Below are 15896 nucleotides of genomic sequence, written 5' to 3'. Positions count from 1 at the left end.
CGGCTGGCCGCCGCCGGGGGCTTACTTGCGGTTAATCGCGCGGTAACCGATATCATTACGGCAGAAGCTGCCGTTCCATGAGATGTGCTGCGCCAGCGCGTAGGCATTCTTCTGCGCTGCCGCCACATCTTCACCCAGCGCAGTCACGCACAGTACGCGACCGCCGCTGGTCACCACCAGATCATCTTTCAGGGTGGTGCCGGCATGGAATACCTTCCCGTCCGGTACGTCTTCCAGCGGCAGACCGTGGATCTGATCGCCCGTGTTATAGTCGCCCGGATAACCGCCTGCGGCCAGCACCACGCCGAGTGACGGGCGCGGATCCCACTGTGACTGCTGCTGATCGAGCTTGCCGTCGACGGCGGCGAGGCACAGCGCGACCAGATCCGACTGCAGGCGCAGCATGATCGGCTGCGTTTCCGGATCGCCGAAGCGGCAGTTGAATTCGATCACCTTCGGCTGACCGGCTTTGTCGATCATCAAACCGGCATACAGGAAACCGGTGTAGGTGTTACCTTCCGCTTTCATGCCGTTGACGGTTGGCCAGATGATCTGATCCATCACGCGCTGGTGGATCTCATCGGTCACTACCGGCGCCGGTGAGTAAGCGCCCATGCCACCGGTGTTCGGGCCGGTGTCGCCGTCGCCAACACGTTTGTGATCCTGGCTGGTGGCCATTGGCAGGACATTATCGCCGTCCACCATCACGATGAAGCTGGCTTCTTCACCATCAAGAAACTCTTCGATGACGATGCGGTGACCTGCGTCGCCAAATGCATTGCCGGCCAGCATGTCCTGCACCGCCGCTTCCGCTTCGGCCAGCGTCATGGCGACGATGACGCCTTTACCCGCGGCCAGACCGTCCGCTTTGATGACGATCGGCGCGCCTTTCTCACGCAGGTAAGCCAGCGCCGGTTCCACCTCGGTGAAGTTCTGGTATTCCGCCGTCGGGATCTGCTGGCGGGCAAGGAAATCTTTGGTGAAGGCTTTTGAGCCCTCCAGCTGCGCGGCCGCCTGCGTCGGGCCAAAGATTTTCAGGCCGGCAGCGCGAAACGCATCGACTACGCCAATCACCAGCGGCGCTTCCGGCCCGACGATGGTCAGGTCGATGTTTTCCTGCTGCGCAAACGCCAGCAGTGCCGGAATATCGGTGGCGCTGATGGCCACGTTCTGCAGGGCCGGCTCCAGCGCGGTACCGGCGTTGCCTGGCGCAACAAATACGGTTTCTGCCAGCGGCGACTGTGCTGCTTTCCACGCCAGCGCGTGTTCACGTCCACCATTACCAATCACTAAAATTTTCATCGTTACGGCTCCAGGCTATTAATGGCGGAAATGACGCATGTCGGTGAAGATCATCGCGATGCCATGCTCGTCGGCGGCAGCAATCACTTCATCATCACGGATGGAACCGCCTGGCTGGATCACACAGGTGATGCCCACTGCTGCTGCGGCATCAATGCCATCGCGGAACGGGAAGAAGGCGTCGGAAGCCATGGCGGAACCCTTCACCTCCAGTCCTTCGTCAGCGGCTTTGATGCCGGCAATTTTGGCAGAGTAAACGCGGCTCATCTGGCCCGCGCCAATACCGATCGTCATGTTGTCGCGTGCATACACAATGGCGTTGGATTTAACGAATTTCGCCACTTTCCAGCAGAACAACGCGTCACGCAGTTCCTGTTCGGTCGGCTGACGTTGGCTGACAACGCGCAGCTGGCTGGCATCGACCATACCGAGATCGCGATCCTGAACCAGCAGGCCACCGTTGACGCGTTTGAAGTCGAGACCGGCCACGCGGCTCTGCCACTGACCGCACACCAGAACGCGGACGTTCTGTTTGGCTGCGGTCACGCGCAGTGCCGCTTCACTGGCCGATGGCGCAATAATGACTTCCACGAACTGACGGCTGATGATCGCCTGCGCGGTCGCTTCATCCAGCTCACGGTTAAAGGCGATGATGCCGCCGAATGCCGAGGTCGGATCGGTTTTATAAGCGCGCTCATAGGCAGCAAGAATTGAATCGCCTGCGGCGACGCCGCATGGGTTAGCGTGCTTGACGATAACGCAGGCTGGCTCGCTGAACTCCTTGACGCACTCCAGTGCCGCATCGGTATCGGCAATATTGTTGTAGGACAGCGCCTTGCCCTGCAGCTGCTGTGCGGTGGCGACCGACGCTTCGCTGACTTGCTCTTCAATATAGAAAGCAGCGTCCTGATGGCTGTTCTCGCCGTAACGCATATCCTGCTTTTTAATAAAGTTGAGGTTCAGGGTGCGCGGGAAGCGGCCCGCCGGCGCAGAGCTTTCGCCGTGATAGGCCGGTACCAGGCTGCCAAAGTAGTTGGCAATCATGCTGTCGTAAGCGGCGGTGTGTTCAAAGGCTTTGATGGCCAGATCGAAACGGGTTTCCAGCGTCAGGGAGTTTTCGTTGGCATCGAGCTCCGCGATGATCGCGTCGTAGTCACTGCTCTTCACCACGATCGCCACGTCTTTGTGGTTCTTGGCTGCCGAGCGCACCATGGTGGGACCGCCGATATCAATGTTCTCAACGGCATCTTCCAGGCTGCAGTCGGCTTTCGCCACGGTCTGGGCAAAGGGATAGAGGTTCACCACCACCATGTCGATAGGATTGATGGCGTGCTCGGCCATGATGGCATCATCGGTACCGCGACGGCCCAGAATGCCACCGTGCACTTTGGGGTGCAGCGTTTTGACGCGTCCATCCATCATTTCCGGGAAACCGGTGTAGTCAGAAACTTCCGTGACGGGCAGGCCGGCATCTGCCAGCAGGCGCGCGGTGCCACCTGTGGAGAGCAGCTCAACACCACGATGGGAGAGGGCCTGAGCAAATTCGAGGATACCGGCTTTGTCAGAGACACTGAGCAGAGCGCGGCGTACAGGACGACGTTGTTGCATGGTGGTTTTATCCCTTGGCTTTGTTTCGCGTAAATAAGAGCGTTACATCAGGCTTAACTTTCTCTCTCTATATATAGAAGAGAACATTTACCTCAGGTAACGCCCCAAAAGGGGCATCCTTGACGTCGCGGGGCATTGTAGCGAAAACGTTTGCGCGATGCTCGCCTAAATTTATTACCGGCTGCAGATGTGGATAACTTTGTGTGTAACCGGGTATAAGGCGGGGTTTTGCTGTGGAATGCAGCGAACGATTGTTTTTATTGAATTTAGCGGTTGCGCGTGCCGAACAACTCCCTATAATGCGCCTCCATCGACACGGCACAACGACTTACGGAATGCGGTGTAGAGAGGAAGCTTCGTTAAGAACTTCCGCCGGAGAAAAACGCTGAAAAAAGTGTTTGACTCTGAAGGAGGAAAGCGTAATATACGCCACCTCGCGACAGCAGGCCGAACGCCGCGTCGCACCGCTCTTTAACAATTTATCAGACAATCTGTGTGGGCACTCGCAGGATTGATATCAGCGTCTCCGGACGTAAAAAATATCAAGTCTTTGCTGAGTGAACACGTAATTCATTACGAAGTTTAATTCACAGAGCATCGCTGCACTGGTTGCAGCAAATCAAACTTTAAATTGAAGAGTTTGATCATGGCTCAGATTGAACGCTGGCGGCAGGCCTAACACATGCAAGTCGAACGGCAGCACAGAAGAGCTTGCTCTTTGGGTGGCGAGTGGCGGACGGGTGAGTAATGTCTGGGAAACTGCCCGATGGAGGGGGATAACTACTGGAAACGGTAGCTAATACCGCATAACGTCGCGAGACCAAAGTGGGGGACCTTCGGGCCTCACACCATCGGATGTGCCCAGATGGGATTAGCTAGTAGGTGGGGTAATGGCTCACCTAGGCGACGATCCCTAGCTGGTCTGAGAGGATGACCAGCCACACTGGAACTGAGACACGGTCCAGACTCCTACGGGAGGCAGCAGTGGGGAATATTGCACAATGGGCGCAAGCCTGATGCAGCCATGCCGCGTGTATGAAGAAGGCCTTCGGGTTGTAAAGTACTTTCAGCGGGGAGGAAGGCGGTGAGGTTAATAACCTTGCCGATTGACGTTACCCGCAGAAGAAGCACCGGCTAACTCCGTGCCAGCAGCCGCGGTAATACGGAGGGTGCAAGCGTTAATCGGAATTACTGGGCGTAAAGCGCACGCAGGCGGTCTGTTAAGTCAGATGTGAAATCCCCGGGCTTAACCTGGGAACTGCATTTGAAACTGGCAGGCTTGAGTCTCGTAGAGGGGGGTAGAATTCCAGGTGTAGCGGTGAAATGCGTAGAGATCTGGAGGAATACCGGTGGCGAAGGCGGCCCCCTGGACGAAGACTGACGCTCAGGTGCGAAAGCGTGGGGAGCAAACAGGATTAGATACCCTGGTAGTCCACGCCGTAAACGATGTCGACTTGGAGGTTGTGCCCTTGAGGCGTGGCTTCCGGAGCTAACGCGTTAAGTCGACCGCCTGGGGAGTACGGCCGCAAGGTTAAAACTCAAATGAATTGACGGGGGCCCGCACAAGCGGTGGAGCATGTGGTTTAATTCGATGCAACGCGAAGAACCTTACCTGGCCTTGACATCCAGAGAACTTAGCAGAGATGCTTTGGTGCCTTCGGGAACTCTGAGACAGGTGCTGCATGGCTGTCGTCAGCTCGTGTTGTGAAATGTTGGGTTAAGTCCCGCAACGAGCGCAACCCTTATCCTTTGTTGCCAGCGGCTCGGCCGGGAACTCAAAGGAGACTGCCGGTGATAAACCGGAGGAAGGTGGGGATGACGTCAAGTCATCATGGCCCTTACGGCCAGGGCTACACACGTGCTACAATGGCGCATACAAAGAGAAGCGACCTCGCGAGAGCAAGCGGACCTCATAAAGTGCGTCGTAGTCCGGATTGGAGTCTGCAACTCGACTCCATGAAGTCGGAATCGCTAGTAATCGTAGATCAGAATGCTACGGTGAATACGTTCCCGGGCCTTGTACACACCGCCCGTCACACCATGGGAGTGGGTTGCAAAAGAAGTAGGTAGCTTAACCTTCGGGAGGGCGCTTACCACTTTGTGATTCATGACTGGGGTGAAGTCGTAACAAGGTAACCGTAGGGGAACCTGCGGTTGGATCACCTCCTTACCTGAAGATACCTTCCCGCGAAGTGCTCACACAGATTGTCTGATGAAAAAGTAATGAGCAAAGCGTCTTACGAAAGAGACTTCAGTGTCCCCTTCGTCTAGAGGCCTAGGACACCGCCCTTTCACGGCGGTAACAGGGGTTCGAATCCCCTAGGGGACGCCACTTGCTGGTAATGAGTGAAAGGCGTTACCGATAATACTTCAGAGTGTGCTGATTAAGCATGCTGCGAAGTATTTGCTCTTTAACAATCCGGAACAAGCTGAAAATTGAAACGACACGTCGTGTTCATTCTCCGTAATAAGAATGAAATTTACGATGTGTTCGAGTCTCTCAAATTTTCACACCCCATGTGGAATGCAGGAATCTACGAGCATGGAAAAAGGCAAGGCGCGTCGGCGCACAGCCTGCGGAGCGTACTGACGTACGTGAGCATGGCGAGCACCGCTGCAACGCAGCATTTTTCCGGCGCAGTGATTCCGGACATGAAACGTCTGTGGGTTGTGAGGTTAAGCGACTAAGCGTACACGGTGGATGCCCTGGCAGTCAGAGGCGATGAAGGACGTGCTAATCTGCGAAAAGCGACGGTAAGGTGATATGAACCGCTACAGCCGTCGATGTCCGAATGGGGAAACCCGGTGCACTCTGTGCATCATCGTTTGATGAATACATAGTCAAACGAGGCGAACCGGGGGAACTGAAACATCTAAGTACCCCGAGGAAAAGAAATCAACCGAGATTCCCCCAGTAGCGGCGAGCGAACGGGGAGCAGCCCAGGACCTGAATCAGCTTGTGCATCAGTGGAAGCGTCTGGAAAGTCGCGCGATACCGGGTGACAGCCCCGTACACGAAGATGCATGAGCTGTGAGTCCGACGAGTAGGGCGGGACACGTGGTATCCTGTCTGAACATGGGGGGACCATCCTCCAAGGCTAAATACTCCTGACTGACCGATAGTGAACCAGTACCGTGAGGGAAAGGCGAAAAGAACCCCGGCGAGGGGAGTGAAACAGAACCTGAAACCGTGTACGTACAAGCAGTGGGAGCCTACTTGTTAGGTGACTGCGTACCTTTTGTATAATGGGTCAGCGACTTATATTCTGTAGCAAGGTTAACCGCATAGGGGAGCCGAAGGGAAACCGAGTCTTAATTGGGCGTTAAGTTGCAGGGTATAGACCCGAAACCCGGTGATCTAGCCATGGGCAGGTTGAAGGTTGGGTAACACTAACTGGAGGACCGAACCGACTAATGTTGAAAAATTAGCGGATGACTTGTGGCTGGGGGTGAAAGGCCAATCAAACCGGGAGATAGCTGGTTCTCCCCGAAAGCTATTTAGGTAGCGCCTCGTGAACTCATCTCCGGGGGTAGAGCACTGTTTCGGCTAGGGGGCCATCCCGGCTTACCAACCCGATGCAAACTGCGAATACCGGAGAATGTTATCACGGGAGACACACGGCGGGTGCTAACGTCCGTCGTGAAGAGGGAAACAACCCAGACCGCCAGCTAAGGTCCCAAAGTCATGGTTAAGTGGGAAACGATGTGGGAAGGCACAGACAGCCAGGATGTTGGCTTAGAAGCAGCCATCATTTAAAGAAAGCGTAATAGCTCACTGGTCGAGTCGGCCTGCGCGGAAGATGTAACGGGGCTAAACCATGCACCGAAGCTGCGGCAGCGACACTATGTGTTGTTGGGTAGGGGAGCGTTCTGTAAGCCGCTGAAGGTGTGCTGTGAGGCACGCTGGAGGTATCAGAAGTGCGAATGCTGACATAAGTAACGATAAAGCGGGTGAAAAGCCCGCTCGCCGGAAGACCAAGGGTTCCTGTCCAACGTTAATCGGGGCAGGGTGAGTCGACCCCTAAGGCGAGGCTGAAAAGCGTAGTCGATGGGAAACAGGTTAATATTCCTGTACTTGGTGTTACTGCGAAGGGGGGACGGAGAAGGCTAGGTTATCCGGGCGACGGTTGTCCCGGTTTAAGCGTGCAGGTGTGAAGACCAGGCAAATCCGGTCTTCTTTAACACTGAGGCGTGACGACGAGCCGCCACGGCGGTGAAGTAACTGATGCCCTGCTTCCAGGAAAAGCCTCTAAGCTCCAGGTAACACGAAATCGTACCCCAAACCGACACAGGTGGTCAGGTAGAGAATACCAAGGCGCTTGAGAGAACTCGGGTGAAGGAACTAGGCAAAATGGTGCCGTAACTTCGGGAGAAGGCACGCTGGCGCGTAGGTGAAGGGACTTGCTCCCGGAGCCGAGGCCAGTCGAAGATACCAGCTGGCTGCAACTGTTTATTAAAAACACAGCACTGTGCAAACACGAAAGTGGACGTATACGGTGTGACGCCTGCCCGGTGCCGGAAGGTTAATTGATGGGGTTATCCGCAAGGAGAAGCTCTTGATCGAAGCCCCGGTAAACGGCGGCCGTAACTATAACGGTCCTAAGGTAGCGAAATTCCTTGTCGGGTAAGTTCCGACCTGCACGAATGGCGTAATGATGGCCAGGCTGTCTCCACCCGAGACTCAGTGAAATTGAAATCGCTGTGAAGATGCAGTGTACCCGCGGCAAGACGGAAAGACCCCGTGAACCTTTACTATAGCTTGACACTGAACATTGAGCCTTGATGTGTAGGATAGGTGGGAGGCTTTGAAGCGCGGACGCCAGTCTGCGTGGAGCCAACCTTGAAATACCACCCTTTAATGTTTGATGTTCTAACGTAGGCCCGTTACCCGGGCTGCGGACAGTGTCTGGTGGGTAGTTTGACTGGGGCGGTCTCCTCCCAAAGCGTAACGGAGGAGCACGAAGGTTGGCTAATCCTGGTCGGACATCAGGAGGTTAGTGCAATGGCATAAGCCAGCTTGACTGCGAGAGTGACGGCTCGAGCAGGTGCGAAAGCAGGTCATAGTGATCCGGTGGTTCTGAATGGAAGGGCCATCGCTCAACGGATAAAAGGTACTCCGGGGATAACAGGCTGATACCGCCCAAGAGTTCATATCGACGGCGGTGTTTGGCACCTCGATGTCGGCTCATCACATCCTGGGGCTGAAGTAGGTCCCAAGGGTACGGCTGTTCGCCGTTTAAAGTGGTACGCGAGCTGGGTTTAGAACGTCGTGAGACAGTTCGGTCCCTATCTGCCGTGGGCGCTGGAGAATTGAGGGGGGTTGCTCCTAGTACGAGAGGACCGGAGTGAACGCACCGCTGGTGTTCGGGTTGTCATGCCAATGGCACTGCCCGGTAGCTAAGTGCGGAAGAGATAAGTGCTGAAAGCATCTAAGCACGAAACTTGCCCCGAGATGAGTTCTCCCTGACCCTTTAAGGGTCCTGAAGGGACGTTGAAGACGACGACGTTGATAGGCCGGGTGTGTAAGCGCAGCGATGCGTTGAGCTAACCGGTACTAATGACCCGTGAGGCTTAACCTTACAACGCCAGAGGCGTTTTGGTCTGAGAGACCGGAGAATTTTCAGCTTGTGACGGAAAAATTAGCGGAAACGAAAGATTTTGCGCTGAGGCAAGGCGGCAGGCCGGAGGAAAGGAAGGAGCATACACGAGTATGTGACTGACTTTACGAGGGCGGCCAACGCGGCATCAGTGAAAAAGATTCGTTTCGCGCACCAGAATTTGCCTGGCGGCAACAGCGCGGTGGTCCCACCTGACCCCATGCCGAACTCAGAAGTGAAACGCCGTAGCGCCGATGGTAGTGTGGGGCCTCCCCATGCGAGAGTAGGGAACTGCCAGGCATCAAACCCGTGAAGAAGCCCCGGACGAGAGTCCGGGGCTTTTTTACGTCCGTACTTCAGAAAATTTCCCGCCAAAAACCTCCTCCATAACAACTTATTTAATCATGAAAAAATTCTAACGCGCTCTTTTTCAGACCTTATTGCTGCTGCTCACCGCGCGGCGCTCGCGGCTATTGCCGTTCAATGCTGAAACATTTTCATAAACCGCATGAAGACTCGACATCCAGCGGCAGCCAGGCTAATCTCGGGCATCTGGATGTCTAAACGTTTATATGGTTATCAGCAAGAGGTCAGCAGGTTATGCCAATCAGGATCCCCGACGAATTACCGGCAGTGAATTTTTTGCGTAATGAGAATGTCTTTGTCATGACCTCATCGCGCGCCAGTGTTCAGGAGATTCGTCCGCTTAAAGTATTGATCCTTAACCTGATGCCTAAGAAAATTGAAACCGAAAACCAGTTTCTGCGCCTGCTCTCTAACTCGCCGCTGCAGATCGATGTTCAGCTGTTACGCATCGACAGCCGCGAGTCGCGCAACACGCCAAGCGAGCATCTGAACAACTTCTACTGCAACTTCGACGATATCGCTAACGATAACTTTGACGGCCTGATTGTCACCGGCGCGCCGCTGGGGCTGGTTGATTTCAATGATGTTGCCTACTGGCCACAGATTCAGCGCGTGCTGCACTGGGCGAAAGAGCACGTCACTTCTACCCTGTTTGTTTGCTGGGCGGTGCAGGCGGCGCTTAACATCCTGTATGGCATTCCTAAACAGACGCGACAGAACAAGCTTTCTGGCGTCTATGAGCATCAGATCCTTCATCCGCACGCGCTGCTGACGCGCGGTTTTGATGACAACTTCCTGGCGCCGCATTCACGTTATGCAGATTTCCCCAGCCAGCTGATCCGCGACTACACCGATCTCGAGCTGTTTGCCGAATCAGAGAGCACCGGTGCCTATCTGATGGCGAGTAAAGACAAACGCCTGGCGTTTGTCACTGGCCATCCGGAATATGACGCTCTCACGCTGTCGGGTGAGTACCATCGGGACTACGAGGCCGGCCTGCACCCTGAGGTACCGTTCAATTACTTCCCGCAGGACAACCCGGAATTGCCGCCGCGCGCCACCTGGCGTAGCCACGGCAACCTGCTGTTCTCCAACTGGCTCAACTACTACGTCTACCAGATTACGCCATTCGATCTGCGCCACATGAATCCAACGCTCGAGTAAAACGCCTGCTAACAACGCGTTTAAACCTGCCGTGACAACCGCGTGTTGTCGCGGCTTTTTTTTGCCTTTTTTCTATGATGGAACGTATTGCCTTTATTTCGTGAGATTAAATTACAGTTAAATCAGATAAATAAAATCCAATAAACACTAAAATGAAATAGTTTTTGAAATTAAAATAAAAATGATTATGCTCTGATCTTGCCGGTTAAAAAACACCCTACAGCCCGACCCTGTTGTTAGAAAAAGGATCAAACCAGGAGGCAGCCCGCATGACAGACACGGTTATCAGCCCGACACTGACCTTTAGCCAGCCCTTTACCCACGCGGAAAAGCAGCTGCTCACGCCCGAAGCCATTGATTTCCTGCACTCGCTGGTAGTGCGCTTTGCACCCGAGCGCGAGCGTCTGCTGAAAGCGCGTCAGCAGCGCCAGCAGTGCTACGATCAGGGGGCGTTGCCAGATTTCGATTCGGAAACCGCTTCCATTCGGCAAAGTGACTGGCAGGTGAGGCCCATTCCTCAGCTACTGCGCGATCGCCGCGTCGAAATCACCGGTCCGCCAGATCGCAAAATGGTGATCAACGCGCTGAACGCCAACGTCAAAGTGTTCATGGCCGATTTTGAGGATTCGCTGGCACCGACCTGGCAAAAACTGCTTGATGGCCAGCTGGCGCTGCGCGATGCGGTTAACGGCACGCTGAGCTTCACCAGCGAAAACGGCAAGATCTACCAGTTACGATCCGATCCGGCGCTGCTGATGTGCCGGGTTCGCGGCTTACATCTGGATGAAAAGCATGTTGAGTGGCGCGATCGGGCCATTCCCGGCGGGTTATTCGACTTTGCGCTCTATCTGTTTCACAACGTCACCGCGCTGCTGGAGAAGGGCCACGGTCCGTGGTTCTATCTGCCGAAAACCGAGCATGCGGCGGAAGTGGCATGGTGGCGGGAAATCTTCCGCTTCAGTGAAGATCGCTTCGATCTGCCGCGCGGCACCATCAAAGCCACGGTACTGATCGAGACGCTGCCCGCGGTATTCCAGATGGATGAGATCCTGTGGGAACTGCGCGATCACGTGGTTGGCCTCAACTGTGGTCGCTGGGATTACATCTTCAGCTACATCAAAACGCTGGGCCAGCATGGTGACCGCATTCTGCCGGATCGTCAGCAGATCAGCATGGACCAGCCGTTCCTCGAGGCTTATTCGCGCCTGCTGATCAAAACCTGCCACCGGCGCGGTGCGCTGGCGATGGGCGGCATGTCGGCGCTCATCCCGGCCAAAGACGCTGAACGCAACGCCTGGGTGATGCAGAAAGTGCAGGAGGACAAAGCGCGTGAAGCGGGCAACGGCCATGACGGTACCTGGGTCGCACATCCCGGTCTGGCGGATATCGCCATGGCGGAGTTTGACCGTCAGCTGGGCGATCGCCCCAATCAGCTGCACGTCAGTCGTGAACAGGATACGCCGATCACCGCCGAGCGCCTGCTGCGCCCGTGCCGTGGTCAGCGCACCGAAGCCGGGATGCGCGCCAACATCCGCGTTGCGCTGCAGTATCTGGAAGCGTGGATCAGCGGCAATGGCTGCGTGCCTATTGATGGGCTGATGGAGGATGCCGCTACCGCGGAGATTGCCCGCACCTCCATCTGGCAGTGGATTCACCACAAGCAAATCCTCAGCGATGGTCAGCTGGTGACCGCCGCGCTGTTCGAACAGTTTCTGGATGAAGAGCTGGCGGCCCTGCGCCACAGCCTGGGTGACACGCGCTTTGACGCCGGTCGCTATGAAGATGCGGCTGCGCTGATGGCGCAAATCACCACCGACGAACAACTGGTTCCTTTCCTCACCCTGCCGGGCTACCGCCTGCTGCCCTGACTCTGGAGATACTGCTATGTCAAATCGTACCCAACAGATCGCTCAACTGGAAAACAGCTGGCTGGCATCACGCTGGCAGGGCATTACCCGTCCTTACAGTGCTGAAGAGGTCATTAACCTGCGCGGCTCCGTTAATCCCGCCTGCACGCTGGCGGATCGCGGCGCGAGAAAGCTGTGGGCACTCCTGAATGGCGAGGCGAGCAAAGGCTATATCAACAGCCTCGGTGCCCTGACCGGCGGACAGGCGGTGCAGCAGGCGAAAGCCGGCATTGAGGCGATTTATCTCTCCGGCTGGCAAGTGGCGGCCGATGCAAACCTGGCCGGGCAGATGTATCCGGACCAGTCGCTGTATCCGGTCAATTCGGTGCCGAACGTGGTGGAACGCATCAACCAAAGTTTTCAGCGCGCCGATCAAATCCAGTGGGCGAGCGGACTGTCGCCGGACGATGACGGCTTTATCGATTACTACCTGCCGATTGTCGCCGATGCGGAAGCCGGATTTGGCGGGGTGCTCAATGCTTTTGAGCTGATGAAAGCGATGATTCAGGCCGGCGCCGGCGCGGTGCACTTTGAAGATCAGCTGGCGGCGGTGAAGAAGTGCGGGCACATGGGCGGCAAGGTGCTGGTGCCGACGCAGGAAGCGATTCAGAAACTGGTGGCGGCGCGGCTGGCGGCCGATGTGATGGATGTGCCCACGGTGCTGATTGCGCGCACCGATGCCGACGCTGCCGATCTGATCACCTCCGATTGCGACGAGCGTGATGCGCCGTTTATTTCCGGGGAACGGACCGCTGAAGGCTTCTTCCGCACCCATGCCGGTATCGAACAGGCGATAGCCCGTGGCCTGGCGTATGCGCCGTATGCCGATGTGCTGTGGTGCGAAACTTCCACGCCGGATCTGGCGCTGGCGCAGCGCTTCGCCGAGGCGATTCACGCGCAGTATCCCGGCAAGCTGCTGGCTTACAACTGCTCGCCTTCGTTTAACTGGAAGAAGAATCTCGACGATCGCACCATTGCCCGCTTCCAGCAGGCGCTGAGCGAGATGGGCTACCGCTTTCAGTTCATCACTCTGGCCGGCATTCACAGCATGTGGTTCAACATGTTCGACCTCGCGCACGCTTATGCGCAGGGCGAAGGTATGCGCCACTACGTGGAAAAGGTGCAGCAGCCGGAATTTGCCGCACGCGAACGCGGCTACACCTTCTCTGCGCATCAGCAGGAAGTGGGCACCGGTTATTTTGACCGCATCACCACGGTGATTCAGGGCGGCAGCTCGTCGGTCACCGCGCTGACCGGCTCCACCGAAGCCGCACAGTTCTGATCAGCGTACTCGCGGTGCGCAGCATGGCGCACCGTTTCACTGGCTCACGCTTGCCGGAGATTGCCGATGTCACCGAGAGAATCCCTTATCGCCCACACGATTCTGCAGGGTTTTGATGCGCAGTACGGCCGCTTTCTCGATATTACCGCAGGCGCGCAGCAGCGCTTTGAACAGGCGGACTGGCAGGCGGTGCAGCAGGCGATGAAAGCGCGTATCCATTTGTACGACCATCACGTCGGGCTGGTCGCCAATCAGTTGCGCATCCTCAACGAGATGGCCGACTGGGATGACGCCTTCTGGCTGCGGGTGAAAAGCCACTATGCCACGCTGCTGCCGGGCTATCCGCGTCATGAAATTGCCGAAAGCTTTTTTAATTCTGTCTATTGTCGCTTGCTGGGGCACAGCCACTTACTGCCTGAGCGGCTATTTATCCTGCCGTCACAGCCGTACGCGCCCGCACCACCGGCGCAGCGACCGCTGTCACGCCTGTACCGGCCGCAGCACAGCTGGCATGAGATGCTGCGTCAGATATTAAATGACATTCCGTTGCGGCTGACGTGGCAGGATCAGACGCGCGACATCGGCTGGATTGTGCGTCATCTGCACGAGCAGTTCAGCGCGGCACAGCTGGCCCATGCCACGCTGGACGTCGCCAGCGAGCTGTTTTATCGCAACAAAACCGCCTGGATTGTGGCGCGGCTGCAGCTGAGCGCGGGCGAGATCGTGCCGTGTCTGCTGCCGATCCAGCGCGACGACGCCGGCCGGTTGTGGATTGATACCTGTCTCACCGACAGCAATGACGCCAGCATCGTGTTTGGCTTTGCCCGCGCCTATTTCATGGTGTACGCGCCGGTGCCAGCCGCGCTGGTGGCCTGGCTGCAGCCGATTTTGCCGGGCAAAACCCTCGCCGAGCGCTATATGGCGATTGGCTGTCAGAAACACGGTAAAACCGAATGCTATCGCGAATATTTAGATTACCTGGCGCACAGTCAGGAAGCATTCACCATCGCGCCCGGCGTGCGCGGTATGGTGATGCTGGTATTTACGCTGCCTGGTTTTGATCGGGTATTTAAGGTGATTAAAGATCGCTTCGCGCCGCAAAAAGAGGTGACGGATGCGCAGGTGCGCGCCTGTTACCGGCTGGTCAAAGAGCATGACCGCGTCGGGCGCATGGCTGACACCCAGGAGTTTGAGCATTTCGCCATCCCGCGCGCGCGCATTCCGGCGGCGCTGATGGCGGAATTTGAGCGCGAGGTTCCGGAAAAAATCGAGCTGCGCGATGACGTAGTGATCATCCGCCACTTATGGCTGGAGCGTCGCATGCAGCCGCTTAACCTGTGGCTGATGCAGGCGACCCCGGAACAGCGCCAGCACGCCATTGAGGAGTACGGCGATGCGATTTGTCAGCTGGCGGCGGCCAATATCTTCCCCGGCGATATGCTGTTTAAAAACTTCGGCATGACGCGCCATGGCCGCGTGGTGTTTTACGACTATGATGAAATCCGCCCGATGACCGAGCTGGTGTTCCGCGATGTTCCGGCGGCGCGTTACGAAGAGGATGAGCTGCAGGCCGAGCCGTGGTACAGCGTCGGGCCGGATGATGTGTTTCCGGAAACCTTCCGCTACGCGCTGTGCAGCGAACCGGCGACCGGAAAACTGCTGCAGGCGCTGCATCCCCAGTTGTTCGATCCCGGCTGGTGGCGCGCACTGCAGGCGCGGATCCGTGCCGGGCATATTGAAGAGGTGATGGCGTGGCGCGCCGGACAGCGTTTCAGCGCGCGCTACGCGTCAGTGGCCGCCTAGCGGCCGGCATAGCTCAGTGTTACCTGCTTCGCCGCGCGGATCACCAGCGCCCCGAGTTCGGTAATGCGGTCGTCGGTCATGCGCGCCAGCGGGCCGGAGATGGAGATGGCAGCAAACGGTTCGCCGTGTTCATCATAAATCGGTGCCGCCACACAGCGCAGGCCGAGCGCGTGCTCCTCATCGTCGTGCGAAAAACCCATCTTACGGATCAGCGCCAGATTCTCCTTCAGGCTATGCGGCGACATCAGGGTTTTCGGCGTGTAATGATGCAATCCCTTCTGATGCAGCAGGGCGGTGACCTGATCATCGCTAAGGTGAGCGAGAAACGCTTTGCCGGCACCGGACGCATGCATCGGCAACTTGCCGCCAATCGGCGCTGACATGCGCATCAGCTGGGTGCACTGTACCTGGTCAATAATCACCGCCTGATAATCACTGAGATCCAGCACCGCCAGATTCACGGTTTCGCCGGCTTCTTCCATCAGCCGGCGCAGGATCGGGTGCACGATCGCCAGCAGATTGCGGCTCTGCAGAAAACTGCTGCCGACCACAAAGGCATGAGCGCCAATGGTCCATAAACCGAGGTCGCCCACCTGATGCACAAATCCCTGCTGCTGCATGGTGGTCAGCAGGCGATGAGTGGTGGAGTTGGGAAGCCCGGCCTGTTGCGCCAGCTCGGTCAGCGCCACGCTACCGTGTGATTCGGCAATCAGCTCCAGCAAACGCAGCCCGCGCGTCAGAGATTGTACCTGGCCGCCGGCAGGGGCACTGGCCACCGGAGCCGTACGGGGTTTTTTGCCGCGTTTCGCGGGCGCAGGGGTTGCCATAACATCTCCACAGTCATTGCAGGTATGGAAACCATTTTCG

7 protein-coding genes, 1 tRNA gene and 3 rRNA genes are annotated in these 15896 nt (G+C 56.8%); 8 read left to right on the top strand and 3 right to left on the bottom strand.

The annotated features are described in order from the left end of the window. Window positions 1–21: 21 nt before the first annotated feature. Together purD and purH are read right to left on the bottom strand one after the other, a co-directional pair. Window positions 22–1302, bottom strand: coding sequence for a phosphoribosylamine--glycine ligase (gene purD, locus K7H94_RS17235; RefSeq protein ID WP_021508193.1), 1281 nt, complete (start codon window positions 1300–1302; stop codon window positions 22–24). A gap of 18 nt (window positions 1303–1320) precedes the next feature. Beyond that, a complete protein-coding gene (purH, locus tag K7H94_RS17230; protein WP_211727507.1) occupies window positions 1321–2910 on the bottom strand; it encodes a bifunctional phosphoribosylaminoimidazolecarboxamide formyltransferase/IMP cyclohydrolase in 1590 nt (529 codons plus the stop codon). A gap of 628 nt (window positions 2911–3538) precedes the next feature. Here purH and K7H94_RS17225 point away from each other — a divergent pair. The 8 genes from K7H94_RS17225 to aceK all read left to right on the top strand — a co-directional run bounded on the left by K7H94_RS17225 (window position 3539) and on the right by aceK (window position 15029). Next, window positions 3539–5080, top strand: a 16S ribosomal RNA gene (locus tag K7H94_RS17225). 86 nt (window positions 5081–5166) lie between these two features. Beyond that, window positions 5167–5242 (top strand) — tRNA-Glu (locus K7H94_RS17220). Window positions 5243–5584: 342 nt separating this feature from the next. Then, window positions 5585–8489: ribosomal RNA gene (locus K7H94_RS17215) — 23S ribosomal RNA — on the top strand. A gap of 202 nt (window positions 8490–8691) precedes the next feature. Then, window positions 8692–8807, top strand: a 5S ribosomal RNA gene (gene rrf, locus K7H94_RS17210). Together the 16S, 23S and 5S rRNA genes with 1 tRNA gene alongside form the textbook arrangement of a ribosomal RNA operon. A 300-nt stretch (window positions 8808–9107) precedes the next feature. Beyond that, window positions 9108–10037: a homoserine O-acetyltransferase MetA gene (gene metA, locus K7H94_RS17205; RefSeq protein ID WP_031279798.1), complete on the top strand. Its 930-nt coding sequence runs from the start codon at window positions 9108–9110 to the stop codon at window positions 10035–10037. Between the two features lie 269 nt (window positions 10038–10306). Continuing rightward, window positions 10307–11905, top strand: a complete 1599-nt coding sequence (gene aceB / locus K7H94_RS17200; protein ID WP_222951397.1) for a malate synthase A — start codon at window positions 10307–10309, stop codon at window positions 11903–11905. 16 nt (window positions 11906–11921) lie between these two features. Continuing rightward, the gene (gene aceA / locus K7H94_RS17195; RefSeq protein ID WP_222951396.1) at window positions 11922–13226 is read left to right on the top strand and encodes an isocitrate lyase; all 1305 of its coding nucleotides are present in this window, start codon (window positions 11922–11924) and stop codon (window positions 13224–13226) included. Window positions 13227–13292: 66 nt separating this feature from the next. After that, window positions 13293–15029 (top strand): bifunctional isocitrate dehydrogenase kinase/phosphatase, encoded by a 1737-nt coding sequence (gene aceK, locus K7H94_RS17190; protein ID WP_222951395.1) that lies wholly within the window; start codon window positions 13293–13295, stop codon window positions 15027–15029. On the opposite strand, the gene iclR is transcribed toward aceK, so the two are convergent. Then, a complete protein-coding gene (iclR, locus tag K7H94_RS17185; RefSeq protein ID WP_059012756.1) occupies window positions 15026–15856 on the bottom strand; it encodes a glyoxylate bypass operon transcriptional repressor IclR in 831 nt (276 codons plus the stop codon). The genes aceK and iclR overlap by 4 nt on opposite strands. Window positions 15857–15896 lie beyond the last annotated feature (40 nt).

The sequence above is a fragment of the Pantoea dispersa genome (genome assembly GCF_019890955.1).
Classification (GTDB): Bacteria; Pseudomonadota; Gammaproteobacteria; order Enterobacterales; family Enterobacteriaceae; genus Pantoea; species Pantoea dispersa.
This window is presented reverse-complemented; position numbering and strand designations above follow the sequence as displayed.